The organism is Roseivirga sp. (assembly GCF_034669765.1).
Classification (GTDB): domain Bacteria; phylum Bacteroidota; class Bacteroidia; order Cytophagales; family Cyclobacteriaceae; genus Roseivirga.
Genome location: NZ_JAXMOQ010000003.1, coordinates 24,619 through 49,660, shown reverse-complemented (window position 1 = coordinate 49,660; position 25,042 = coordinate 24,619). Strand labels below are relative to the sequence as shown.

The 25,042-nt window shown below is 38.7% G+C and carries 22 protein-coding genes and 1 tRNA gene; 14 read left to right on the top strand and 9 right to left on the bottom strand.

Annotated features, from left to right (window positions below; all coding sequences use genetic code 11):
* The first annotated feature begins 390 nt into the window (after nt 1-390).
* Nucleotides 391-1,518 carry a lipid-A-disaccharide synthase gene (lpxB, locus tag VOI17_RS06275; RefSeq protein WP_323756389.1) on the top strand — a complete coding sequence of 376 codons (1,128 nt, stop codon included), beginning with the start codon at nt 391-393 and terminating at the stop codon, nt 1,516-1,518.
* Between the two features lie 46 nt (nt 1,519-1,564).
* Here the strand turns inward: lpxB and VOI17_RS06270 are convergent, their stop codons facing one another.
* The 5 genes from VOI17_RS06270 to VOI17_RS06250 form a co-directional block, all read right to left on the bottom strand.
* Nucleotides 1,565-2,188, bottom strand: coding sequence for a YdeI/OmpD-associated family protein (locus VOI17_RS06270; RefSeq protein ID WP_323756388.1), 624 nt, complete (start codon nt 2,186-2,188; stop codon nt 1,565-1,567).
* A gap of 27 nt (nt 2,189-2,215) precedes the next feature.
* Nucleotides 2,216-2,797, bottom strand: coding sequence for a YdeI family protein (locus tag VOI17_RS06265; protein WP_323756387.1), 582 nt, complete (start codon nt 2,795-2,797; stop codon nt 2,216-2,218).
* A 44-nt stretch (nt 2,798-2,841) separates the two neighbouring features.
* The gene (locus VOI17_RS06260) at nt 2,842-3,306 is read right to left on the bottom strand and encodes a GNAT family N-acetyltransferase (protein WP_323756386.1); all 465 of its coding nucleotides are present in this window, start codon (nt 3,304-3,306) and stop codon (nt 2,842-2,844) included.
* Entirely contained in the window at nt 3,293-4,414 is a 1,122-nt protein-coding gene (locus VOI17_RS06255; RefSeq protein WP_323756385.1) for a DUF4221 family protein, read from the bottom strand. Before VOI17_RS06255 ends, VOI17_RS06260 begins: the two co-directional genes overlap by 14 nt.
* 930 nt (nt 4,415-5,344) lie before the next feature.
* The gene (locus VOI17_RS06250) at nt 5,345-5,851 is read right to left on the bottom strand and encodes a GNAT family N-acetyltransferase (protein WP_323756384.1); all 507 of its coding nucleotides are present in this window, start codon (nt 5,849-5,851) and stop codon (nt 5,345-5,347) included.
* A 128-nt stretch (nt 5,852-5,979) separates the two neighbouring features.
* On the opposite strand from VOI17_RS06250, the gene VOI17_RS06245 reads away from it, so the two are divergent.
* Nucleotides 5,980-6,573 carry a DUF922 domain-containing protein gene (locus VOI17_RS06245; RefSeq protein WP_323756383.1) on the top strand — a complete coding sequence of 198 codons (594 nt, stop codon included), beginning with the start codon at nt 5,980-5,982 and terminating at the stop codon, nt 6,571-6,573.
* 29 nt (nt 6,574-6,602) lie between these two features.
* On the opposite strand, the gene VOI17_RS06240 is transcribed toward VOI17_RS06245, so the two are convergent.
* Nucleotides 6,603-7,529: a bile acid:sodium symporter family protein gene (locus VOI17_RS06240; protein WP_323756382.1), complete on the bottom strand. Its 927-nt coding sequence runs from the start codon at nt 7,527-7,529 to the stop codon at nt 6,603-6,605.
* Nucleotides 7,530-7,765: 236 nt separating this feature from the next.
* Nucleotides 7,766-8,779, bottom strand: coding sequence for a pirin family protein (locus VOI17_RS06235; protein WP_323756381.1), 1,014 nt, complete (start codon nt 8,777-8,779; stop codon nt 7,766-7,768).
* A gap of 153 nt (nt 8,780-8,932) precedes the next feature.
* Here VOI17_RS06235 and VOI17_RS06230 point away from each other — a divergent pair, with 153 nt between their 5' ends.
* From VOI17_RS06230 to VOI17_RS06215, 4 genes are all read left to right on the top strand, one after another.
* Entirely contained in the window at nt 8,933-9,400 is a 468-nt protein-coding gene (locus tag VOI17_RS06230) for a hypothetical protein (RefSeq protein WP_323756380.1), read from the top strand.
* 176 nt (nt 9,401-9,576) lie between these two features.
* Nucleotides 9,577-11,445, top strand: coding sequence for a DNA topoisomerase IV subunit B (locus VOI17_RS06225; protein WP_323756379.1), 1,869 nt, complete (start codon nt 9,577-9,579; stop codon nt 11,443-11,445).
* A 40-nt stretch (nt 11,446-11,485) separates the two neighbouring features.
* Entirely contained in the window at nt 11,486-11,869 is a 384-nt protein-coding gene (locus tag VOI17_RS06220) for a GxxExxY protein (protein ID WP_323756378.1), read from the top strand.
* A 63-nt stretch (nt 11,870-11,932) separates the two neighbouring features.
* Entirely contained in the window at nt 11,933-14,641 is a 2,709-nt protein-coding gene (locus VOI17_RS06215; protein WP_323756377.1) for a DNA gyrase/topoisomerase IV subunit A, read from the top strand.
* Between the two features lie 48 nt (nt 14,642-14,689).
* Here the strand turns inward: VOI17_RS06215 and VOI17_RS06210 are convergent, their stop codons facing one another.
* The gene (locus VOI17_RS06210; protein ID WP_323756376.1) at nt 14,690-15,478 is read right to left on the bottom strand and encodes a J domain-containing protein; all 789 of its coding nucleotides are present in this window, start codon (nt 15,476-15,478) and stop codon (nt 14,690-14,692) included.
* A gap of 300 nt (nt 15,479-15,778) precedes the next feature.
* Here VOI17_RS06210 and VOI17_RS06205 point away from each other — a divergent pair, with 300 nt between their 5' ends.
* From VOI17_RS06205 to rplT, 6 genes are all read left to right on the top strand, one after another.
* Nucleotides 15,779-16,462 (top strand): RNA methyltransferase, encoded by a 684-nt coding sequence (locus VOI17_RS06205; protein ID WP_323756375.1) that lies wholly within the window; start codon nt 15,779-15,781, stop codon nt 16,460-16,462.
* Nucleotides 16,463-16,546: 84 nt separating this feature from the next.
* Nucleotides 16,547-19,036, top strand: coding sequence for a DUF5686 and carboxypeptidase-like regulatory domain-containing protein (locus tag VOI17_RS06200; RefSeq protein WP_323756374.1), 2,490 nt, complete (start codon nt 16,547-16,549; stop codon nt 19,034-19,036).
* Between the two features lie 146 nt (nt 19,037-19,182).
* The gene (gene thrS, locus VOI17_RS06195; protein ID WP_323756373.1) at nt 19,183-21,138 is read left to right on the top strand and encodes a threonine--tRNA ligase; all 1,956 of its coding nucleotides are present in this window, start codon (nt 19,183-19,185) and stop codon (nt 21,136-21,138) included.
* Nucleotides 21,139-21,231: 93 nt separating this feature from the next.
* On the top strand, nt 21,232-21,777 hold the full coding sequence (gene infC / locus VOI17_RS06190) for a translation initiation factor IF-3 (RefSeq protein ID WP_323756372.1): 546 nt from the start codon (nt 21,232-21,234) through the stop codon (nt 21,775-21,777).
* Nucleotides 21,778-21,804: 27 nt separating this feature from the next.
* Nucleotides 21,805-21,999 carry a 50S ribosomal protein L35 gene (gene rpmI / locus VOI17_RS06185; RefSeq protein ID WP_323756371.1) on the top strand — a complete coding sequence of 65 codons (195 nt, stop codon included), beginning with the start codon at nt 21,805-21,807 and terminating at the stop codon, nt 21,997-21,999.
* 87 nt (nt 22,000-22,086) lie between these two features.
* Nucleotides 22,087-22,431, top strand: coding sequence for a 50S ribosomal protein L20 (rplT, locus tag VOI17_RS06180; RefSeq protein WP_068413375.1), 345 nt, complete (start codon nt 22,087-22,089; stop codon nt 22,429-22,431).
* Nucleotides 22,432-22,582: 151 nt separating this feature from the next.
* Here rplT and VOI17_RS06175 read toward each other — a convergent pair.
* A tRNA-Met gene (locus VOI17_RS06175) sits at nt 22,583-22,656 on the bottom strand.
* 225 nt (nt 22,657-22,881) lie between these two features.
* Between VOI17_RS06175 and VOI17_RS06170 the strand changes: the two genes are divergently transcribed.
* A complete protein-coding gene (locus VOI17_RS06170; RefSeq protein WP_323756370.1) occupies nt 22,882-23,277 on the top strand; it encodes an START-like domain-containing protein in 396 nt (131 codons plus the stop codon).
* A 78-nt stretch (nt 23,278-23,355) separates the two neighbouring features.
* Nucleotides 23,356-25,023, top strand: a complete 1,668-nt coding sequence (locus tag VOI17_RS06165) for an LptF/LptG family permease (protein ID WP_323756369.1) — start codon at nt 23,356-23,358, stop codon at nt 25,021-25,023.
* Nucleotides 25,024-25,042 lie beyond the last annotated feature (19 nt).

Here is a 25,042-nt window from a genome sequence, read left to right as displayed (position 1 = left end):
TGTGGTTAATGGAGGGTTGAGATTAAGTCAATGGCAATCTGCTCAAATACGAACCGTTTGTAACATCAATGCCAAACAACATCATAAAGCTCAGTAGGAGCAACCAGTTAATTTTTAGGGTTAAAAAAAAAATGGGTTTTTAGGCCATTTCAATTGCACCTGACCTCATTCCTAGCCCTATCGGGGCGACCAGCTTGTAGCGATAATAACGAATGCCTCGACATCATTAAGCTCCGTAGGAGCGACCTGTTAATTGTTTGGTGCGAAAATCTATTTTTGAATTTCAATCCATCAATTCATCTCCCTGTTTTAACCTACAACTAGCAATCTTTACCTTCTCACAAATAACATTTGATAATTGCTTAAGAACATAGAACTTCGAACCGAAATATGAAATACTACATCATAGCAGGGGAAGCCTCGGGCGACATGCATGCTGCCAACTTAATGAAGCAGCTAAAAATGCGTGATGCAGAGGCTTATTTCAGGGTTTGGGGCGGAGATAAAATGCAAGCGGAAACCAATGAAATGGTGCGGCATTTTAAAGACTCTTCCTTTATGGGAATTTTCAATGTGCTTTGGAACATCAGAAGCATCAAGAAAAACTTCACCCTCTGCGAAAATGATATCATGGCTTTTAAGCCCGATGTATTGATTTTGATTGATAATTCGGGTTTTAACCTGCGTATTGCCAAATACGTGCGATTGTCAAAACTCCCAACTAGAATTTACTATTACATTCTGCCACAGGCTTGGGCGTGGAAACAGAAAAGGGTGCACACCATCCACCAATGGTGCCACAGGGTTTTTGCTATTCTTCCTTTCGAAAAGGACTTTTATAAATCATATGGTTACGATGTAGACTATGTTGGCCACCCCATTTTAGATGCTTTAGAGCAGAGAAAGCCAAGTTTGCTAGGTTCGGAAGCACTGAGAAAGGAATTTAATCTTTCTGAAAAATCCATCATAGCACTTTTGCCCGGCAGTAGAAAACAAGAGATAAAAACAAAGCTTCCTGCCATGCTTAAGGTGGTCAATCATTTTCCGGATTACCAGTTCGTAATTGCAGGTTCTGAAACGATCGATTTGAGTTTTTACAAAAAGTATATGGATACTGACGTAAAAACCATTTTTGATCGCACCTATGACATCTTAAATAACGCTACTGGCGCTTTGGTGACTTCTGGTACTGCAACTTTGGAAACAGCTCTATTTAGAGTGCCGCAAGTAGTGTGCTACAAGCCTGGTTATGTTACTTATCACTTGCTCAAGCGAATTGTCAAGATCAAATTCATCTGTATGGTCAACTTGATTTTAGATCGAATGGCCGTGCAAGAATTAATTGAAGATGATCTCAACGAAAAGCGCTTGGTCAAAGAACTAAGTTCAATTTTAGAAGGAGAGAAGCGCACTCAAATGTTAAATGACTATGATGAATTGGAAATCAAAATGGGTGGTCCAGGCGCTTCTGCTCGTACTGCTGAATTGATGTGGGAAGATATTTCAGAAGCCAATTGATTAGGGCTTTCTGCAATTAATCTATCCAGAGAATAACAGAATTTACTTACCGATCATTCAACCCTTTTCTTTCGAATATCATTGGTGTACATTTCTCTATTCTTGCCTCGCGGGTTTTGGATTGCTTGGGCTGAGAAAAATGAAGTAGGTAGCCTCTTTGTCGCCCAGGTGTCAATGCCTCAAAGGCAGTTTTTAGATCGGGATTTTCGTACAACGCCTTTTTAAACTCTGCTGGCATATTAAATTCTGAAGTCTCTTTTAATGGAACTTTCAATCCAGCTTTTTCTACTTCGATTGCCTCATAGATATAGGTCTTTAAGATGGACTCCATTTCCATGACTTGCTTGACATCAGTGAATTTTAACAGACGAGCAGCCTGTGTGTTTTCTCCGGGTTTTTCTAAAATGTGATTGGTGTCTTGCAGTAAGGCTCCTTTGAAAAAACTAAGTGAAGCGTATTCTTTAAATGCACTGACTATCCCAATATTATTGCCCTGAAAGGTATAGCACGGAACACCCCATTTAGATTCTTCCGTTAGGCCACAGTCGAGAACAATCCTTCTCAATTGCTTTAACTCTTGTGGCCAACGATTGACTTTACAGTCGGGAGTGCCTCCGAGTGGGCAGCGTCCGCAACCTTCGGTAAAATATAAGTCAACATTAGTATTCATGCTGTTCATATGTTGTATAAATGGGATTTACCGATCATTCAAGCCTTTCCCTTCGAATATCATTGGCGTACATTTCTCTATTCTTGCCTCTCGGGTTTTTGATTGCTTGGGCTGAGAAAAATGTAGCAGGTAGCCTCTTTGTCGGCCAGGAGTTAAGGCTTCAAAGGCAGTTTTCAAGTCAGAGTTTTCGTTCAATGCCTTTTCAAACTCTTCGGGCATATTAAACTCAGCTGTCTTTTTTAGTGCCACTGTGAGTCCAGCTTTCTCCACTTCAATAGCCTCATAAATATAGGCTTTCAAAACAGTTTCCACTTCCATGATCGCTTCAAGACCTGTAAAACGAATCTGACGAGCTGACTGCACATTTTCTGTTTGTTGGATAAGAATATTATCAGAATCCTTTAATAGGACGCCTTTGTGAAATAAATAGGCGCAATACTCTTTAAATCCATGGATCAGAACAATGTTCGTTCCCTTAAAGGTATAACAAGGACATCCCCATTTCAACTCTTCCGTTAGCCCGCAATCGAGTGCAATGGCTCTCAAATGATTATACTCAGCCTGCCACTTGGTGTCTTTCTCGAAAAACCAATCCACTTTAGGGTTCATTTTTTAAAAATAGTGATTTTAAGAAATATAGTTCTTTCAAATGGTCACTCAATTATGCGATAACGTCTTTTCATCAATGGCAAGAAGCGTCCTTTCGGCAAGCTTTCCTTTTGACCATAAGTAACAAAACCTTGGTTGGCATAAAATGCTTCAGTATTCGGATCAGCCTCTACGATGATCGGTTTGTCATTCTTTACTGCTTTTTCAATGCAGAAGGAGAGGAGCATTTTGCCAAATCCTAATCCGATATGTGCTGGTTCGATCCAAAGGTTTGTGACATCATAAGCCTCAGTTAATTCCTGAATGGCACAGAAACCAATGATTTTTCCTTCCAATACCAGTTTATAAATTTGCTGTATTTCAAAGTCGGTTTCAGTGAGCAGCAGATCCTCTTTCCATAACTCCATCCATTCTTCTGGATAGCCCCAATGCTGTTTAGACGTAAAAGAAATAAGATTGAGCTCGTCAATATCTTCGATTTGGGCTTGAAGGGTTTTAGCGAGACTCATACTCTTGATTAAGATGTAGTTTCAAGAAAATATCCTTGTCCTCTAGCTCAAGAGATGAAATTTGAACGATCAAACCGTCTTTACTTGGAAAAGCATACTCAATGCTAAATGGTAAGTGATAATATTTTTTGTCCCCATTGGGACTGAGTATGATGAGGGAATTTTGCAATAATTTTGGATTATTGTTTTCCAGCTCATTCAAGATTTCTCCATCGGAGTAATTTTGATAGCTTGGATTTAGATGTCTGGAAAACCTGTATATGGAATTACTATAAGAGTCAAATAAGATTTTGTAATAATTGGGGTATTTTAACTGCATAGTAAGGCTATTCACGCCTCTATTATCAATGGGTTTCTTGAGCCCTTCTAAATGATTAAACCCAGTCATTCCTGCACTTAGTTTTCCGAATTTTCTTGAATTGATATTGAAGAACTCAATTGAATCAGAGTGGTAGTTATTAATTAAAAGTAAGCTATCAAAAGCTTGAATGATTTGACCGCCTAAAAATGATGTAGGTAGAATTCTGTTTATATACTTTTTTGGGTAACTAGACCACACATGAAATTCATTGTTTTTTAGGTTAAGTGTATGAGCAACATATGTATTGCTAGTGAATTGGAGGCTGTTTGGATTAGAATGAGGTACCGTATTTATGTATAGTTTAGAGTCGAGTAATACTCCTCCTTGTTGTTGCTCATTTGCATCAAAGCTCATTATTGCCTCTGAATCATATTCATAAACCTGTTTTAGTTCTGAGTTCCGGTTATAGAGAAAGACTTTATTCAACGATGTTGGAAATACAAAAATGGAATCTGAATTAAACCAGTAGAAGCTCGGTGAATTCGTTTTAAATCCGTTTGGGCCATACTGGGGGATGGTCACCACTTTCCTATACTCGAAAGTGGAGTTGTCAATAATAAGGAGCTGTAAACCCTCCCCATTTGTTGCTGATATAATTAAATAAGAAGTGTCATTTAATGTTCTTGTTTGCCATCTGGGCATTGGAGAGTAAGAGAAACCCTGACTCTTAGAAACAAAGAGGGTATCTACGCCTGATATTTTTACGAAATTAATATTTTCGATCTTGTTAGAGTCCTGACAACTCAAAGTTATTAGTAAAAGAGATAATAGGGGTAGTTTTTGATAGCTCATCATAAGAAGGTGCAGTTGGGGTTTTTATTAATTGTAAGACAGGTTGAAATTATGGGCCTCGCTGTACTTTTTTTAACTTCTAAATAATCATAATGCATTGATTATTACCCTTAAAAATTCTAAATAGTGGTGTTCTCGTTGCTCATAAGAAGGGCAACTGAGAAATCACCACTATTTTCCTCCTTTAGGTTAGTTCAACCTAAGGTTTTTTAGATCCGTGACCAGCTGACTCTGGTTGTTATTCTCGAATAAGCATTTTTAACCAGCTAGATGGATTAGGGATATATAACCGAATTGCTCCATCAGCAGATGTGCAAGTATCTCCCTCGTACTTGTTACAGTAAATGTAGATGTAAAATTCCTTCCCTTCATATTTAGCTTTCATATCACCCGCATACTCAAATCTTACTTGGGCATTGGCGAATGGTGATATTAAGGATAAGGATGCTAATGCGATAGCTAGTGAAAAACAAGCTACTCTAATTTTTCTCTTAATTGGTTTCATGATATTTAATTTTCATTAGACATTAAACTCAAAGTCAACTCATTGCCTAGGATGTTGAGGAGGCTTCTTGATTAAAATTATAAAAATAAAATATAAATATCCAATAAAATTGTATTTAAAAATGAATAGTATGTTTTATATATGCTTTTAACATACGAAGATCATAAGTGTTAATATTAGCGGCAATCGGAATATTGAGACTCGTTGAGTTAGATAGTATTTTTATTTCTATCCTCAATGAGTCTAGAATATTTTGAGTTTATCTAGTGAGAAATCGGGGTTTTCTGTCGCATGCTTTGAGGGAGTTAGTACTTTCTTTTTTAAAATTGTTTATCTGCGAAAGAAATACAATTGGGCTTTAAGAGTTTTAGCGAGACTCATCAGTAATCAATACTAAATAACAGTTCATCACTTTCTTCAGTATACTTTTCGTTGTACTGTCTTTCCAGTCCGATTTTCTGTAATAAATGTTCGGAAGCACTATTCTTTGAACTTGTAATGGCCAAAATGGTCTTGAATCCAAGTTGAGTTCTTCCGTAATGAAGCATGGCTTTGGCCGCTTCGGAAGTATAACCCTTGCCTTCATATTTAGGCAGAATGGCGTAACCAATATCAGGATGATCCAAGTAATCACGCTGCAAGAAGCCACAAAGACCAATAGGAGAGTTGTCATGTTTCAGGATAACTTTATAAAGACCAAAACCGTTTGTGTCGTAACTTTTGATCAAGGTATTCTTAATGTAGTTTTCGGCATCGGCAAGAGACTCGATTCCTCGGTCGCCAATAAACTCAATCCAATTGGGGCTGTTCAACAAAGTGAAAACAAACACTTGGTCATCGAGAGTGCCTTCTTCTAAGCGTAAACGTGTGGTTTCTAAAACAATCATGGTCAAAATAATGTCGTTTTTAAGATAACGGATATATTTCTAAAAATGGTTGTTGAAATACCTCATCAGTTATTCTTTGGTCTCTTTACAAGCCTGTTAAAATTTAAAATAGCATTGACCGTCCGTTTATGAATTGGAGATATGAAATGGATAAAGTAGTTTTCGATATGAATAAGAACCTGTCGAAGTTGTGTTGGATGATTTGCTTGATTGCATTTGCGACACCCACCTTTGGGCAGATGGAGGATTCAGTTGAAGCCGAGACCATGATTGAATGGAGCGAGTCACGGCCATTGGAGTGGAAAGATTATACCTATAGGCGCATCAGGCTAAAAGGAAGCATGGCCTTAACTATGGTTAAGCATTCCGTGAAAGGCTATTTAAGAAACGGATTGCCGGAGTTTGAGATCAAAGTTCTTTTTAGAAAACCTAATTCATGGACTTCCGATACCACCAATTTGGAATTGCTAGGGCATGAACAGCTACACTTCGACATTGCTGAATTGTACAGAAGAAAAATAGAGCAAGAAATCATCAAGCTTCAGCAGAAAAAAGAGAAAAACGCAAACGTGTATAAAGCGGAGATTAAGCGCATTTTGACAGAATTCAATGTTTATTCAAGACGATATGATCGGGAAAGTGATCATGGAAAGAGTAAGCCCGAGCAAGCCAGGTGGAAGGAAAAGGTTTCGCTTGGTTTGAAAGAAATCTATCTTAATTAAAACATTAATATATGATATTATGTTAATGTTTAAATATTTTTGCTCAATTTAGCCACAGACCGTTTTGAACGATAGGCGAAAATCGAGGCGATGATATAGCCAGAGAAAATATCCCAAACACCCCACCAGGCTGCAAGAAGTGCCATCGGGCCATTTCCATCAAAGAAATTAAAGATAAGCACAAGCGCCAATCCTCCATTTTGTACTCCCGTTTCAATTGAAATGGTTCGGCAATCCTGTTCGTTATTTTTGAAGAGCTTACCTGTAAAGTAACCAATTGCCAAAGCCATTAGATTGTGTAGCAATACCAAAGCGACTACATAATGGATGTAGTTCTTGAATACATCCAGATTATCTACCGTAGCGACTACGATAAAAGCGATTAGAATAAGGAACGAAACCACCTTGACAGGCTTTTCTATGAGGCTGGCGATTTTTGGTGCTTTGCTACTCACTATCAACCCTAAGAATAGGGGAAAGACCAAAATCAGAAAAACCGTTTTAAACATGTCGGTAAAACTCAGGCCAATACTCTGAATTATTTCAGACATTTCTGGTGATAAGCTACCCCAAAAACTAAAGTTGAAAGGAGTGGCAAAAGCAGCAACTACCGTAGCGATTGCTGTGAGTGTAACCGAAAGTGCCACATTTCCTTTGCCCACCATCGAATAGAAATTAGAGACATTACCACCAGGGCAGGCAGCTACCAAGATCATTCCCAGGGCCAAGCCAGGGTGTGGCTTTATGATCAAAATCAATAAAAAGGTAAAGGCCGGGAGCAGAAGAAACTGGCTGGTGAGGCCAGTTAATACGGCTTTCTTGTTGTTGATCAGGCTAACGAAGTTGTCCTTTTTAAGGTTAAGGGCAACGCCAAACATGATGAAGCCCAAGCAGAAATTAAGTAAAACAACGCTATCATTGGTGAAATTGATCCTGACTTGTTCGAGAGTAGACATTCGTCAAATCTAAAGAAGAACCCGATCATAACAAATTTGACTTTTGTGTTTAATAATCTTCGTTTCTACTTTACTTATAAAGAAGAATTCGCCAATTTCGCATCAAATTTAAATAACATGTTGATCTACGGTTTTGTATTGTTCCTTTTTGTGCTGGCTATTATTGCGCCAAGCATTTTGCCAAACAAGAAAGTAAGTAACCATAAAAAAGATTGGGAGGTTTAAACCCAGCCCTTTTACTTCACTTCTTTTCTACCATCTGCGTGTAGTGCAAAGCGGCCTTTAGCTTTATCATGTGTATGGTCGTGTTTAGACCAAGGCCAGCCACCAAACTGGGTTTTTTGGTATTCATTCATGGCCTGCTGAATTTCCGCATTATCATTCATTACGAAAGGGCCGTATTGTGCCACAGGTTCACCAATCGGTTTTCCTTGCAACATTAATAATCTCGATTCTCCATTGCCATTTTTAAGCGCTGTTGCTTTCGTGGCATCCACCTTAATCACATTTCCTTTTTTTACAGTGCTTCCATCTATTTCCATGTCTTCACCAGCATAGAAATACAGACTTCTATTTACTCCAGCAGAAGCTGTTGGCAATTGCCATTCCGCATTCGGTGACAGCACCATTGTCCAAATGGCTACTTCATTTTCGGAGTTAGCCGCCCAAGAGTCTGGAGCAGGAGAGGGTGACGTAGAGTTCCCAACTTTGCCATTGATTACATTCACCTTGGTTGCGTTTCCTTGCTCATCCGTATGTGTGAAGACAGGAATATCCTCATGCCACAGCATAGCGAAATGTGGCTCGACCATTTTATTGGCTTTGGGCAGGTTCAACCATATTTGAAAGAGCACCAAAGGGTTCTCCTCAGTTTCATTGAGTAATGGGAACATTTCAGCATGCTGAACACCTTTGCCTGCCGTCATCCATTGTACATCACCATTTCCAAACCTGCCTGCAGCACCTAAAGAATCAGAATGATCTACCAATCCTTTTTCTGCAATGGTAACGGTTTCGAAACCACGGTGGGGGTGAGCGGGGAAGCCTGGTACAGTTTGTCCGTGATACATACTCCAACCGTCTTTCCCCGCAAAATCAGAACCTAAGTTTCTACCCGAAAGTGGTGCCCTAGGGCCCATTTGACCATTCCCTTTAGGGTAATTGTCGTGGTGAAAGGCACAGAAAAGAAATGGATCGCTGGTTTGCCATGGAAAAGAAAGGGGCTGTATTGATAAAATTGAATTGTTCATAATTTCCTATTTGAATGTACCAACATATAAATAATTCAGAAGGTTTCCTTTTTTGTTTTCCGAAATTAAATTCAATGTGAATCGAGTCAATATACGAGGATATCCATGTCTTAAATGATTACTATTGTTATCTTCGCGCCAAATTAGAATCGAATGGACAAGTTAGTTGGGTTTATAAGAACGTTAAGTTACCTCATCTTTTTGGCCGCCCTTATCTGGGCTTATGCGTCTTTGGCAGGTCAAGTATCTTATAAGTTCGATGGTGACGGTACTGCTGTGGAAATCGTAGATAAGAATACTTTCTTTTTTGCTAGTGTAATTATCTTTTTAGTCGCCAACATCATTTGTGTTTCTTTTCTTAAAGTACTAAAAAAAATCAAGTCTTCTGAAGAGGGGGTTGGGATTCGAAATAAGGGATTAAAATCAGATGTGATTACTTGGGTAAAGGGTTTTGCAGGAATTCTCAATATCATGTTTACCACAATCGTATTCTTCATTGGCTATATGAATATGAATGAATTGAAGCTGGATGTCTTAAGTGTTTATATTTATATCGGGCCAATTTTATTGATTTTTTGGTTTTTCTATCTAGTGAAAATCCTTTCGGTACGCAGGGCCTAAAACAAAAATATACTAGTCGCATTTCCTTCTTTCATTGACTTTCAATTTGTTAGGCCTTTTTAAGGTTTTTATAGGGAAAAGTCAATAGTGACTTTTTAGTTTTTATATTTTAACTTCCGCCTTAATTTGTGCGGAACAGCACGAAATTTCTACTTGAATCTTATTGGAGTTTTTGAATGGCGAATGAAGTAGCAAACTACACCGAGGATAGTATTCGGTCCCTCGATTGGAAAGAACACATCAGACTTAGACCAGGAATGTACATCGGTAAATTGGGTGACGGTACCGCCCAAGACGATGGTATTTACGTCCTTGTAAAGGAAGTAATGGACAATAGTATTGACGAACATATGATGGGCTTTGGTAAAACCATCGATGTAAAAGTATCTGAACTTAAGGTGGAAGTCCGCGATTACGGTCGTGGTATCCCTTTGGGTAAAGTGGTCGATTGCGTTTCTAAGATTAACACAGGAGGTAAATACGATAGCGGTGCTTTTCAAAAGTCTGTTGGACTAAATGGAGTGGGTACGAAGGCTGTAAACGCACTTTCGAGTTTCTTTAAGGTGCAGTCTTACCGTGAAGGCCGAACCAAAATAGCTGAATTTGAAAGAGGTGAAATCAGAAATGATGAAGCGGAAACAACCAGCAGTGGCCGTAACGGAACACTTATCAATTTCAGACCCGATGATACCATTTTCAAGAATTACCATTTTATTCCAGAGTACCTTGACGACTTGATGTGGAACTACAGTTTCCTAAATGCAGGTCTCACCATTAATTTTAATGGCACAAAATATCATTCTGAAAAAGGGCTGTATGACCTTTTGCTTAGAAAAACTACTGCAGATAGTTTAAGGTATCCTGTCATTCATTTAAAAGGGGATGATATTGAAATAGCCATGTCGCACAGTAATCAATATGGCGAAGATTACTATTCGTTTGTGAACGGACAGTACACCACTCAAGGCGGAACGCATCAAGCTGCTTTTAGAGAAGCAATTGTAAAAACCATTAGGGAGTTCTATAACAAGAATTTTGAAGCTGCTGATGTTCGTGCGTCTATTGTTGGAGCCATTGCCGTAAGGGTGCAAGAACCTGTTTTCGAGTCGCAAACCAAGACCAAGTTAGGTTCACAAAATGTAGCGCCTGACGGGCCAACCATGCGAACCTTCGTAAACGACTTTGTTAAAAAGGCACTAGACGATTACTTACATAAAGATTCAGAAACTGCCAATTTACTTTTGAAGCGAATTCTTCAGTCGGAACGCGAAAGAAAAGAGATAGCAGGTATTAAGAAATTAGCCAACGAGAGAGCGAAGAAAGCCAATCTTCACAATAAGAAATTAAGAGATTGTCGTATTCATTTAGACGACAAAAAAGGCGATGATGATTTGAGAAATGCTTCAACGCTTTTTATTACCGAAGGAGATTCTGCCAGTGGTTCGATAACCAAATCAAGAAACGTTCAAACCCAGGCTGTTTTTAGTTTGAGAGGGAAGCCTTTGAACTGCTATGGTTATTCTAAAAAGGTGGTGTATGAAAACGAAGAGTTTAACCTACTTCAACATGCACTAAATATTGAAGACGGATTAGAAGGCCTGCGCTACGACAAAATCGTAATTGCTACCGATGCTGATGTGGATGGAATGCATATTCGTTTGCTACTCTTGACGTATTTCCTTCAGTTTTTCCCTGACCTTGTAAGAAGAGGCCATGTCTATATACTAGAAACACCATTGTTTAGGGTTCGAAATAAAAAGGAAACGATCTATTGCTATAGCGAAGAAGAAAAGCAAGCAGCAGTGGCCAAGCTTGGCAACAAACCTGAGATTACACGATTCAAAGGTTTGGGTGAAATTTCGCCAGAAGAATTCAAAGGCTTCATCAATGCTCAAATGCGTTTGGAGCCTATTATTCTGAGAAAAGACACCAGCATTGAAGAATTACTGAAATTCTACATGGGCAAGAATACACCCGACCGCCAAAACTTCATCATCGACCGACTAAAAGTAGAAAAAGACTTGGTAGCCGAAACAACAGGATAATATGTCTAGATCAGGATTGACAGAATTATAAAATGGCCGAATGGAGAAGGATGAGCTTACATATGCAGTTATCGGTTGCGCTATGAAGGTTCATAATACTTTAGGTCCTGGCTTTCAAGAAGTCATTTATCAACGATGTTTGGCCATTGAATTGGAAAGGGCAGGTATTGGCTATAAAAGAGAGCAGGAGCAGGTGGTTTTTTACGATGGAATTGAAGTGGGGCTTCGAAGAGCAGACTTTATTGTTGAAGATAGCGTGGTGGTTGAATTGAAGGCCTTGGTTCGACTAGAAGATGCTCATTTGGCGCAAGCCAAGAATTACACTGTGGCCTATGATTTCCCGAAAGGCCTACTGATAAACTTTGGCGGTAAGAGCCTTGAATACAAATTATTGTTTAACCCAAAATACCAAGATCAGAAATAGCTTTTGGGTAGCTATGAATCTTGAGAGTTCTCAGATTCTGTATAATTCTGATCAAAGATGAATATGACTGAGGATACTGAAGAATTGAACAACGGAGAGGATAGAGGGCTACAAGAAGTAAGGCCAGTTTCTGGCATGTACGAAGACTGGTTTCTCGATTATGCTTCGTATGTAATTTTAGAAAGAGCTGTTCCGGCTATCGAGGATGGTTATAAGCCTGTGCAACGCAGGATTCTCCATGCGATGAAGGAAATGGACGATGGCCGTTTCAATAAAGTGGCCAATGTAATCGGACAAACCATGCAATATCACCCGCATGGCGATGCTTCCATTGGTGATGCCATTGTAAACATTGGTCAAAAAGATTTACTCATTGAAACCCAAGGAAACTGGGGCGATATCCGTACAGGCGATAGTGCAGCCGCGGCCAGGTATATCGAAGCTAGGCTTTCGAAATTTGCTTTAGAGGTAGTCTTCAACCCGCAAACCACCAACTGGCAACTATCCTATGATGGCCGTAAAAAGGAGCCGGTTACATTGCCAGTTAAATTCCCAATGCTACTTGCCCAAGGGGTAGAAGGAATCGCAGTAGGCCTTTCAACAAAAATCCTTCCGCACAACTTTATCGAGCTGATTCAAGCCACTATTAAGGTATTGCAAGGTAAAAGTGTAAAGCTGTACCCAGATTTCCCTACCGGTGGGATGGCCGATTTTTCAGAGTACAATGACGGCTTAAGGGGTGGAAGAATTAAGGTCAGGGCCAAAATTCACGAAGAAGATAAGAAGAGCCTGATCATTAAGGATATTCCTTTTGGAACCACCACGACCAGTGTGATTGATTCCATTATCAAGGCCAACGATAAAGGGAAAATCAAGATCAAAAAGGTGGTGGATAACACTGCTGAAGATGTAGAGATTTACATCGAATTGGCACCGGGTCAGTCGCCAAATATTACGATTGACGCACTTTATGCATTTACGGATTGCGAAGTCAGTATTTCGCCCAATTGCTGTGTAATTATTCAAGACAAGCCTCATTTTATTGGGGTCACCCAAGTACTTCAAACCTGTACGAATCAAACAGTCGACTTACTGAAGCGGGAACTTGAAATTAGGAAGAGTGAATTGCTCGAAAAGCTTCTTTTCTCTTCTTTAGAAAAGATTTTTATCGAAAATAGAATTTATCGAGATATAGAAGAATGCGAAACTTGGGAGGATGTAATTGCTACAATTGATAGAGGTTTAGATCCATTCAAGCCACAATTTTATCGTGAGATTACCGAAGAAGACATTGTAAGATTAACTGAAATTAAGATCAAGAGGATTTCTCGATTCGATGCTTTCAAGGCTGATGAATTGATGAAACGTCTTCAAGATGAACTGGCTGAGGTAGAGCATAATTTGGCCAACCTAGTAGAATATGCCATTTCTTATCACGAAAAATTACTTGAAAGATTTGGAAAAGGAAGAGAACGTAAAACAGAAATTAAGTCTTTTGAGAGTATTGCGGCCACTGTTGTAGCCGCTAACAATGCCAAACTCTATGTAAACCGTGACGAAGGATTTATTGGTTACGGTATGAAAAAGGATGAGTTCGTATGCGATTGTTCAGACATTGATGATGTAATCGTGTTCCGCAAGGATGGGAAATTCCAAGTGGTTCGGATCTCAGATAAGATTTTCGTAGGTAAAGATATTCTCCATGTGGGCGTCTTCAATAAGAATGACGAGCGCATGGTGTACAATATGATTTACTTGGATGGAAAAACGGGTCGCAGTATGGTCAAGCGTTTTCAGGTTTTGGGTGTAACCCGCGACAAGGAATATGACCTAACCAAAGGTGAGCGGGGGTCTAAAATGATGTACTTCACCGCCAATCCAAATGGGGAAGCTGAACTGGTAACCATTTATTTAACATCAGGCTGCAAAGCCAGGGTAAAAGTATTCGACTTCGATTTTGCGGAAGTAGAGATCAAAGGAAGGGGCGCTGGAGGAAATATTGCTACTCGATATCCTGTGCGCAAAATTCAGCTCAAAATGGAAGGTAAATCCACTTTGGGTGGTGTAGATATTTGGTATGATGATTCAATTGGAAGGATTAACCGTGATGAGCGCGGGGAATACTTAGGTAACTTCCAAAGCGAGGATAAAATCTTGGTGATTTACGATTCTGGTGAATATGAATTGAGCTCTTTTGAGTTGACCAATCGTTACGAAGCGGGTAAAATAATGCTGATTGAGAAGTTTGATCCAAAAGGCATCATTTCCGCCATACATTATGATCCAGATGCACAGTACTCATTGGTAAAAAGGTTTCAGATTGAGACCAGCACCATGGACAAGAAGTTTGGTTTTATTAGTGAAGACAAAGGAGCGAAACTCATGTTGGTGACCACTGTGCCTCAACCGCAGGTAGAGGTGACCTACACAACCAAAGGATCTAAGGAGCGTCAAACCATGACGGTCGATCTGGACATGGTCATCGATGTGAAAGGCTGGAAGGCCATGGGAAATAAAATTTCTCAGCATTCTGTGAAAAAGGTGAATTTGCTCAATAGTAAGGATAAGTCGAAACCCGATAAGTCAGAAGTTAAAGCGCCAATAGAGAGTTCCGATGAAGGCACCACCGTATCAAAGTCAGAAGAACAAAAAGAGGTAAAAGCTGAAACGCCAAAACCAACACCTCCAAAACCCGAAGAGGCCAAGGAGGATAAACCTAAAGGAAAAGAAGGTGGCGGTTTTAATGTTGGAGAAACCATAGATTTATTTTAGAAGGTGATTGTAAATTCTTTTTAATGGGATTAAGAAATTAGTTCTAGTTCAAAGGTTACGTACGAAGTCTTCCATAGCTGATTTTATAGATTTTACGATTTTCCTTGCTGTAAAGATGTTTCCGTTAATGTGTAGATCATGAATAGCGTTTGTGCCTGAAATCTTAATTATGTATTCTCCTTTCATTGATATTTTATTCATTAACTGGGCTATAGTTTTGAATATAAAGTGGAGACCTAAGAGCGAAAGAATAGCTAGTAATACTTGGCCAGAGAGCAATAATAATACAGTTATTAAAGATGGGATTGACCAGGATATAAAGTGGAATACTTTATGTCTGATTTTCTTTATTTCTGGCTTCTTAAAGCATTGTACTAAATCATAATCGACTAGATTTATTCTTGATTCATCATTTACAAGAATGTAAAGACCGTTTACCTGCAAGTATTCATTTTTAAAATAGATTGTTTTTGAAAGTGACTGTTCGTTCTTTAGCCTTTCAGTCTTTTGTTTTTCAACAACCTCAATGTTTAGGTCAGCTTCTTTTTTACTAATTCTCTCTTCCCTTTCTCTTAGTTCTTGCTCTTTTAAAGAGTTCGAGGATGTATGAGAAAAGGAGTTACTATTCTTCAGTTGTATATCATAGCTACTTCTTGTTCTGATATTACCAAGAACATCATAAGCTTCTTTAATTTCCTTGAATCTTTCCTCAAAGAATTTATCTCCATTTTGCTTGTCAGGATGAAACTTTAATGCATAAGCCCGATAGGCTTGTTTTATTTCTTTTTCACTAGCAGAAAAATTCAGACCTAAAATTTGATAGTAATTTTTAAGCATAATATTTACTTCTTGTGCTGCCCTGTTTTAATTAAAAACCAATGCTCCATTGGACTCATATTTTGAAGAAGAAAATTGTGAAAGCTTTTAAAAGTAAGTTAAACTTACTTTTAATGTTGGAGAAACCATAGATTTATTCTAAAGAATAAGGGTAATGTATTGAATAACTGTTTCTTACATGAGGCCATATTAAATAAGGCCAAAGGTTGAAGGATATTGTTTGTTCGAATTAAAAGCTATCAGTAAAACGCTGGTAGCTTTTGTTTTTCATTACTTTTGCGTCCTAATTCAATAAGCGCTTTGCAGGCAGAACTTATAAAAATTCTTGAAGAGTTTGTTACCGACAATAAGGTTAACCTTATCAATAAGGTGCTTTCGGAACGAACGAGGCATTTAACAGTGGTGTTAGAAGATGTATATCATTCTCATAATGCCAGTGCAGTGCTTAGAACCTGCGATTGCTTTGGTGTGCAAGATTTACACATCAGCCAGAAACTTCACGACTACCACATTAATCCAAATATTGTTCGTGGAGCATCCAATTGGGTTACATTACACAAATACGATAGGGGAGAACAAAGTAGCTCGAACTGCCTGAATGATTTAAGAGAAAAAAAATATCGATTAGTCGGTACAACCCCAGACCAGAATTCTACATCTATACATGAGTTAGACATTACTGAAAAAACGGCCATCGTTTTTGGGACTGAATTAGAAGGAATTTCTGACAACACTAAAAATGAAGTGGACGAATTGGTTCATATCCCTATGTACGGCTTTACAGAGTCATTTAACATGTCGGTAAGCGCGGCTATGGTTTTACAAGATTTAGTGAGAAGACTTCGTCAAAGTGATGTTGAATGGCAATTGACAGAACAGGAAAAAGACGATCTAAAATTTGAATGGTATCAGCGAATAGTGAAAAGATCTGACCTTCATATTAAAAGTTATTTGAAGGAACATTCTATCAATAATAATGGTTGACAACGGAATATGAATAAGTCAGTATACTTTTTAAGATAACCAACGTTTAGCACTCATAACCTCATAACCTCAGAAAACAAGAGTTTGAAATCAAAACACATTTTTACACTGCTACTCTGGTTTACAACAAGCCTGGTGTTTGCGCAACAAACCATCATTAGAGGTAAAGTAACCGATGCCGAATCTGGCGATCCAGTACCATTTGCTACTGTGGTAATTCAAGGAAGTCAGGTGGGGATAGCTACCGACTTTGATGGTAATTATGAGCTCAAAGGACAAGCGGAATCAGATACGGTGCTTTTTTCCTATGTGGGGTACGAAACCCGAAGGAAATTCTACGAGAAGGGAATTACGCAAGTAATCAATGTTCAGTTGCAGCCTAAGGCTACTAGTTTGGCTGATTTCGTGGTGTTATCCGACAGGGCAGAAAACCCAGCTTTTGCAATTATGCGAAGTGTGATTGATAACAAAAATAAGAACGACAAACGAAGGCTTGATGCTTATGAATACGATTCTTATAATAAGATAGAGATTGATATAGATAATATTACCGAAGAGTTCCGAAAGAAGAAGTACATGCAAAAAGTGACATCAGTACTGGACAGTATTGATATAATAGCAGGAGAAGACGGTAAGCCTATTCTTCCACTTTTTATTTCAGAGTCGCTTTCAAAATTTTATTTCAGGTCTAACCCTAGGCTTCAGAAAGAGCAAATCATTAAAACCAAAATCACCGGAATTGGAATTGAAGATGGGTCTCTTATTTCTCAAGTAATTGGTTCTTCGTTTCAAGAGTACAATTTCTACCAAAACAGGATGAACATTGTAGAAAAAGAGTTTGCCTCACCCATAGGAGATGGCTGGCGTTTGATCTACGACTATGACCTTACCGATAGTGTGAGTATAGATGGAGAGTTTTGCTATGTGCTTGATTTCAAGCCAAAAAACAATCAAGAATTGGCATTTATTGGAACCATGTGGATTGCCAAGGAAGATTTTGGTGTGAAACGAATGGATGCAACAATGCAACCTACAGCGAACCTCAACTTTATAGAAAAAATCAAGATACAGCAAGAACTTGAGCGCATGGAAGGTGGTGCATGGCTTCCTGTAAAATCAAGAATTTTGATTGATGTCTCAGAAATCACAAAGAAATCTGCTGGCTTTTTAGCCAAGTTCTACTCTTCGAATCAAAACCTTGCACTGACAGAACCTAAACCCAATAAGTTCTTTGAACGAACGATTGAACTGGAAGAGGATGCTCAGATCTACGATGATCAATTTTGGGTTGAAAATCGGCACGACTCACTCACAACAACGGAGATTAATGTAATAGCAATGATTGACTCTTTGAAGGAAATTCCAATAGTCAAAACATGGACAGAATTACTCAAAACATTTGCTAGAGGCTATGTAGAAGTTGGTCAGTTGGATTTAGGGCCTTGGCCAGTACTGATTTCTGCAAACGATGTTGAAGGATTCAGAACCCGAATTGGGGGGAGAACCAATGAGCACTTTAGTCTAAAATGGCAATTTAATGGCTATTTGGCCTATGGTTTTAAAGACAGAAACTTCAAATATGGCTTAGGAGCTACCCATTTTATTTCAAGAAAGAAATGGACAACAATTTCGGCCAACTATAGAAATGATATTGATCAATTGGGTTTGCAATCTGATGGGATTACTGACTTTGACAATGCAAATGCCTTTGTGGCCCTGAGTCAATTGGGGAACCTTATCCGCCCTTTTGCCTACGAAACCTTTCAGGTGGATCTGACCAGTCAATTGTCAAAACCTTTCTCTTTTAGCTTAAGGTTAAAGAATCAAGACTTCACGCCATTATATGACGGTTTTAGTTATTACACCGAACCTAGTGATATCAACTCCCCAACGGGTACCGAATTCACAACAACCGAAGCTACATTGAAGTTGAAGTATGCGAAAGACGAAACCTTTATTATTAACGATAACAGCAGAATCAGTCTGGGAACCTTACGTTGGCCAACCTTCATTTTGGGATATACCCATGGTTTTAAAGGCCCTTTAGGGGGGGATTTCGATTATAACAAACTTGATGTTGGAATATCTCAACGATTGAAAATGGGTTTTTGGGGGATTTCACATTATCAGATTACGGCCAGCCGTGTTTTTGACGATGTACCTTACCCTTTGTTAACAGCTCATATTGGCAACGAACAGCCTGTTTATGCCAGCTTTGCTTTCAACACCATGAATTTTTATGAGTTTGTGAGTCAGCAATATGTATCGGTGCGCTATCAACACTTTTTTGAAGGTTTTATTCTGAATAGAATCCCGCTCTTGAAAAAACTGAAATGGAGACTAGTAGCCAGTGGTAATGTACTTTATGGAGACATCAGTGAAAGTACTTTAGCAGCACAACCTACGGTGGATTTCTTGAGCCTAGACCCCAATAAACCATATTCAGAGGTAGGGGTTGGAGTAGAGAATATCTTTAAATTCTTTAGAGTTGACTTTTTTCAACGACTTACTTACCTAAATAACCCTGATATAAAGAAAAGGCAAGTAAAGGTGAGTTTTAACCTTTCGCTTTAAACCACAGCTTTCATGCTGTTACACTGAGAATTCATTAAGATTTGCCGCTTTCCGCAAAGGATTAACCTAAATAATATTGCATATTTGCGATTCGAAAGAATCATGAATCAAATCCAAATGGTTTGTAGCATTTGGTGAAATAAATTATGAGTGCAGAAAGTATAAAAATCACCCTTCCAGACGGAACAGTAAAAGAATTTGCAAAAGGAAGTTCAGCAATGGACGTTGCACTTAGCATTAGTGAAGGCCTAGCCAGAAATGTATTGGCGGCCGAAGTAAATGGCGAAGTAAGAGACGCTAATAGACCTATAGAAGCGGATGCAGATCTAAAGCTATTGACATGGACGAATGATGAAGGAAAGGCCACTTTCTGGCACTCATCAGCCCACTTAATGGCAGAGGCGCTTGAGACACTCTATCCAGGTACTAAGTTCGGAATAGGGCCATCAATTGAACATGGTTTTTATTATGATGTAGATTTTGGTGAAGGCCAGGAGTTCGATCACTCTCATTTAGAAAAAATTGAGGCCAAAATGTTAGAATTGGCCCGTCAAAAGAACGAATATAAAAGATCTGAAGTGAGTAAGGCAGATGCCATTGCTTACTTTAAAGAGAAGGATGATGAATATAAACTAGACCTTTTAGAAGGTTTAGAAGACGGTTCTATTACATTTTATCAGCAAGGAAATTTTACTGATTTATGTCGTGGGCCACATATCCCAAACACCGGTTTTATCAAGGCAGCCAAAGTATTGAGCATTGCCGGAGCTTATTGGAGAGGTGATGAGAAGAATAAACAACTTACTCGTCTTTATGGAATTACCTTTCCAAAGCAAAAGGAATTAACGGAATACCTTCATATGTTGGAGGAGGCAAAAAAACGTGATCACAGAAAGCTTGGTCAGGAATTGGAGCTATTTACTTTTTCACAAAAAGTAGGGATGGGGCTGCCACTTTGGTTGCCAAAAGGCGCTAAGCTTCGCGAAAGGTTAGAAACCTTTATGCGTAAGGCACAAGTAAAAGCAGGCTACGATCCTGTGATTACACCACATATTGGTCATAAAAATCTATATGTGACTTCTGGTCACTATGAGAAATATGGAGCGGATTCATTCCAAGCCATAAAAACGCCTAATGAAGGAGAGGAGTTCTTGTTAAAACCAATGAACTGCCCTCATCATTGTGAGATATATAAATCAAAACCACGCTCATACAAAGATCTTCCAGTACGCTTGGCCGAATTCGGAACAGTCTATCGTTATGAACAAAGTGGCGAGCTGCATGGTTTGACCCGTGTAAGAGGATTTACGCAAGACGATGCTCATATTTTCTGTACCGAAGATCAGGTAAAAGAAGAGTTTATTAAGGTAATTGATTTGGTGCTTTATGTTTTCGAATCACTCGGTTTTGAGAACTTTACGGCTCAAATTTCATTAAGAGACCCTGAGAAAAAAGAGAAATATATTGGAACTGATGAAGCTTGGCACAAAGCAGAGTCGGCCATTATTGAAGCGGCAGCAGAGAAAAACTTAGTTACTGTAACTGAATTAGGTGAAGCTGCATTTTATGGCCCTAAGCTTGATTTCATGGTGAAAGATGCTTTGGGTAGAAAGTGGCAGTTGGGAACAATTCAAGTAGATTATAACCTTCCTGAGCGTTTCGAGCTAGAGTATACAGGCTCTGACAACCAAAAACATAGGCCAGTGATGATTCACAGAGCGCCTTTTGGTTCTTTAGAAAGGTTTGTAGCGGTATTGATTGAGCATTGTGCAGGAGAGTTCCCGCTTTGGTTAACGCCAGATCAGGTAGCAATTCTCCCAATCTCTGAAAAATACGCTGATTACGCACAAGAACTTTATAAAATGCTTCAGTCAGAAGACATCACTGGTTTTGTAGATCACCGAGATGAAAAGATTGGAAGAAAAATCCGTGATGCTGAAGTGAAAAAGATACCTTTGATGCTTATTGTTGGCGAAAAGGAAAGAGATAATAATGAAGTGGCTGTAAGAAGACACGGCCAAGGAGATGTAGGCACTATGAGCATAGAATCATTTGTTGATTATTTTGCTAAAGAGAAAGCCAAGTCCCTAAATATTCAATAATTTTATCTGCTTGATATCGGAGTATTGATAATTAGAAAATTATACCGATATTTGCAGTCATTTTAACAAAAGAAGGAGGTTAACATCGCAAAAATGAGGAGAAAATACCCCCCGAGAGGCAGGGTAGAAGAGCCATACAAAGTCAATCTTAAGATTCTTGCATCTAAGGTGCGGGTCGTTGGCGAGAACGTTGAAGTAGACGTCTATGATATAGATAAAGCGCTTCAATTGGCTAGGGATCAAGGACTTGATCTGGTAGAGATTTCTCCCAAGGCAGATCCGCCTGTTTGTAAGATTGTTGACTACTCTAAGTTTAAGTATGATCAGAAGAAGAAGCAAAAGGAAATAAAGGCCAAAGCTTCGAAAACTGTGATTAAAGAAATTAGATTCGGTCCGAATACGGATGATCATGATTTTAACTTTAAGCTCAACCATGCTATAGGGTTTCTAAAAGACGGTTCAAAGGTGAAAGCCTATGTTCACTTTAGAGGAAGAACTATTGTATATAAGGAAAGAGGAGAAATTTTATTATTGAGATTTGCCCAAGCCTTAGAAGAATATGCAAAGGTGGAGCAAATGCCCAAGTTGGAAGGGAAAAGAATGTTTCTTTACCTTACTCCAAAGGCAATCAAAAAGTAGAACCAATATTTATTAAATAAATTTAAAATGCCTAAAGCAAAAACTAAATCAGGAGCTAAAAAGCGTTTCAAATTGACAGGAACAGGCAAGATCAAAAGAAAGCATGCTTTCAAAAGCCATATCCTAACCAAGAAAGAAACGAAGCAGAAACGTAATCTTACCGGTACGGGACTTGTTCACAAGTCGGATGAGAATAACGTTAAAGCAATGCTCAACATTTAAGGACCCATTAAAGGTTATTGTTTCACCAGATATTTGGTTTTAAGAACTCAGTAAAATGAGGCGCCAAAGATCAAAAAAATTAAAACTATGCCAAGATCAGTAAACGCGGTAGCGTCAAGAGCAAAAAGGAAGAGAATACTCAAAATGGCCAAGGGCTATTTTGGTAGAAAAAAGAATGTATGGACAGTAGCGAAGAACCAAATTGAAAAAGGTCTTCAGTTCGCCTACAGAGATAGAAAAGCAAAGAAAAGAGAGTTCAGAAAACTTTGGATTCAAAGGATCAATGCGGGTGCAAGATTGCACGGGATGTCATACTCTCAGTTTATGGGAGCTATGGGTAAGTCAGGCATTGAACTTAACCGTAAGGTTTTAGCCGATTTGGCTATGAATCACCCAGAAGCGTTTAAGGCGGTTGTGGATAAAGTGAAGTAAGAAAACTCCATAAGAATATATATAGAGTGGAAGACCCTAGCCTAGGCTAGGGTTTTTTATTGCCCATTTTTTCGTAAGAATTTGATCTCATGACTTTTGTGAAGCGTAGGCAAAAATAAAGCCCAGCTCATTAATGAACTGGGCTTTTTTGTAGCGAGGACGGGAGTTGAACCCGTGACCTCAGGGTTATGAATCCTGCGCTCTAACCAACTGAGCTACCTCGCCTTCAAAATTGGAGTGCAAACATACGAATTAGAGTAAAGAAAATGCAATAGGAATTGAAGAATTTTGCACAACTTTATTCAAAGGTTTTTGAGCCCTTGAAAACAAGTATTTTATCGACCTAAAAGTAAGCTCAATTAATACTCAACCAGCTTAATTTCCTTTGTAGACTTTTTAGTTTGTGGTATTCCCATATTAGTTCTATATTATCGAAATAAGTTTTTCAATATGTCAAAGAATAAGTTTGTTACAGAGTTCGAAGTGAATGCATCTCAAAAAATACTTTTCCCGTATTTGAGTACTGCAAGTGGGTTGGCGCAATGGTTTGCTGAAGATGTAAACATCAATGAAGATAAAGTCTACAGCTTTCTATGGGATGGTGAGGAACACAAAGCTACCAAGGCTTCTCAAAAAACGAACCATTTTGTGAAATTCGAATTTGTTCCAGAAACAGAAGAAGACAAAGAAGATCCTTCCTATATCGAAATAAGATTAATGATAGGGGAGTTGACCCAGTCCGTATTTATACAAATAACCGACTATTCCGATCTTGACGATCCAGAAGAGCAACAAGACCTTTGGGAGAACACCGTCCACAACTTGAAAGAGATTATCGGTGGTTAATCCACTAGGATTGTTTCTATATTTGTTTTTAGTGCTGCAAGGCATGATCTTTGTGAACAAGGCCTGAGATTGTGTGGAATGAAGAAGATTGATAAATTGGTGTTTGGCTCATTCATTGGGCCATTTTTACTTACCCTAATCGTTGTAGATTTTATACTGCTTTTAGTTACTTTGCTCAAGTATTTTGATAAAATTATGGGCAAGGGGTTAGAGTTCTCTGTCTTTGCCGAACTGATTACCTATTTTTCAATATCCGCTTCACCTGATGCTTTTCCTTTAGCTGTTCTTCTCAGCGCAATTATGACTTTTGGTAATTTGGGAGAACACTCAGAGCTCACCGCGGTCAAAAGTGCTGGCATTTCATTAGTTCGATCTTTAACCCCAATTTTTGTTTTTGTACTTTTTCTCACGGGCTTTACATATTACTTCAATACTGAGTTGGTACCTAAAACCAACCTCAAGACTTACAGCTTGCTTTGGGATATGAGGTCAAAAAAACCAGCGCTGGATATAAGAGAAGGTGTTTTTTATACAGGAATCCCTGGTTATAGCATTAAAGTGAATAAGAAAATTGATGATGAACGACTTCTCGACATCATAATATACGATCATACTAATCGTAGTAAAAGAGGTAATAAAGAGGTGATTCTGGCCGATTCTGGTCGTATGTATACCTTTATGAATCAACGTTATTTGGCTTTGGAACTTTATAATGGGATAAAGTATGATGAAGGAAGTAATGATAAATATGATCAGAAACTTGATGGTGGGCAGTTTGTAAGAAACAGGTTCAGTAAAAGTGTCATAAGGTTCGATCTTTCATCTTTTGATATGGGGGAAACGGATCAGAACGCATTTAGTAGAAGCCGACTAGTGCAGACAAGAGGAGATTTACAGGTTGGAGTAGATTCAATGAGTTTAGATATTTTAAGAAGTAAGAAAACACTCTTTAGGCAAATTGGAGCAAAATTCACTTTCCATATGCTGAGAGATGTTGAGATTCCAGACGAAATTGAACAGGAGCTTAGCTTTTATGACTCGCTACGAACTTCAAGGAAAAAATCAAAAATTGAGCAAACAGATCTTACAGATCAAGTTTTGGAAGAAGAGAATTTAGCCTCAAGAGATATTCCAGTGGACGAACTCCCAGAGGTTGCTTTTATGAAAGCCCCTTCGCTTCCGCCAACTGCATTGAATAAATCTGAAACCAAAGGGAGGGTGATGACCGATGATGAATTGATTAAGGAAGTTGATGCATTTTATAATACTCGAGCAAAAAACATGAATGTGTATGCAACTGCTCTTAATAGCGCTAGAGCCAGTAACGCAACCATTAAAGCCAATATTAGCACCTTGGATACTGTTCAAAGAGACCAGAATAAGTTTAGAGTAACTAGAGCTCAGCAGATTTCTAGATCTTTTGCTTGTTTGGTGATGTTTTTAATAGGGGCGCCAATTGGGGCTATTATCAAAAAAGGAGGGCTGGGATTGCCTGTTATAATATCAGTGATCTTCTTTTTAATCTACTACACGCTAAATACCTTGGGTGATAAATGGGGTAAACAAGGAGTCGTTGATCCGCTATTTGCCATGTGGATGGCTAATTTGTTATTATTGCCATTCGGTCTTTTCTTTTTACGACAAGCCAGTAAAGATGCACGTTTGTTCGAAGCCGATTTTTATGCGGTGTGGTTAGAGAAAATAAAGAAGTACTTTACAAAGAAGAAACAATTAAAAACAGCCTAGCTTGTTTACTAGTCGGGTA

Coding starts and splice junctions, on each gene's coding strand:
- thrS (WP_323756373.1), top strand. CDS start 19,183: ATGAGTGCAGAAAGTATAAAAATCACCCTTCCAGACGGAACAGTAAAA.
- VOI17_RS06240 (WP_323756382.1), bottom strand. CDS start 7,529: ATGTCTACTCTCGAACAAGTCAGGATCAATTTCACCAATGATAGCGTT.
- VOI17_RS06170 (WP_323756370.1), top strand. CDS start 22,882: ATGTCAAAGAATAAGTTTGTTACAGAGTTCGAAGTGAATGCATCTCAA.
- VOI17_RS06165 (WP_323756369.1), top strand. CDS start 23,356: ATGAAGAAGATTGATAAATTGGTGTTTGGCTCATTCATTGGGCCATTT.
- VOI17_RS06265 (WP_323756387.1), bottom strand. CDS start 2,797: ATGAACCCTAAAGTGGATTGGTTTTTCGAGAAAGACACCAAGTGGCAG.
- VOI17_RS06235 (WP_323756381.1), bottom strand. CDS start 8,779: ATGAACAATTCAATTTTATCAATACAGCCCCTTTCTTTTCCATGGCAA.
- infC (WP_323756372.1), top strand. CDS start 21,232: ATGAGGAGAAAATACCCCCCGAGAGGCAGGGTAGAAGAGCCATACAAA.
- lpxB (WP_323756389.1), top strand. CDS start 391: ATGAAATACTACATCATAGCAGGGGAAGCCTCGGGCGACATGCATGCT.
- VOI17_RS06210 (WP_323756376.1), bottom strand. CDS start 15,478: ATGCTTAAAAATTACTATCAAATTTTAGGTCTGAATTTTTCTGCTAGT.
- VOI17_RS06215 (WP_323756377.1), top strand. CDS start 11,933: ATGACTGAGGATACTGAAGAATTGAACAACGGAGAGGATAGAGGGCTA.
- VOI17_RS06225 (WP_323756379.1), top strand. CDS start 9,577: ATGGCGAATGAAGTAGCAAACTACACCGAGGATAGTATTCGGTCCCTC.
- VOI17_RS06230 (WP_323756380.1), top strand. CDS start 8,933: ATGGACAAGTTAGTTGGGTTTATAAGAACGTTAAGTTACCTCATCTTT.
- VOI17_RS06260 (WP_323756386.1), bottom strand. CDS start 3,306: ATGAGTCTCGCTAAAACCCTTCAAGCCCAAATCGAAGATATTGACGAG.
- VOI17_RS06245 (WP_323756383.1), top strand. CDS start 5,980: ATGAATTGGAGATATGAAATGGATAAAGTAGTTTTCGATATGAATAAG.
- VOI17_RS06220 (WP_323756378.1), top strand. CDS start 11,486: ATGGAGAAGGATGAGCTTACATATGCAGTTATCGGTTGCGCTATGAAG.
- rpmI (WP_323756371.1), top strand. CDS start 21,805: ATGCCTAAAGCAAAAACTAAATCAGGAGCTAAAAAGCGTTTCAAATTG.
- VOI17_RS06250 (WP_323756384.1), bottom strand. CDS start 5,851: ATGATTGTTTTAGAAACCACACGTTTACGCTTAGAAGAAGGCACTCTC.
- rplT (WP_068413375.1), top strand. CDS start 22,087: ATGCCAAGATCAGTAAACGCGGTAGCGTCAAGAGCAAAAAGGAAGAGA.
- VOI17_RS06270 (WP_323756388.1), bottom strand. CDS start 2,188: ATGAATACTAATGTTGACTTATATTTTACCGAAGGTTGCGGACGCTGC.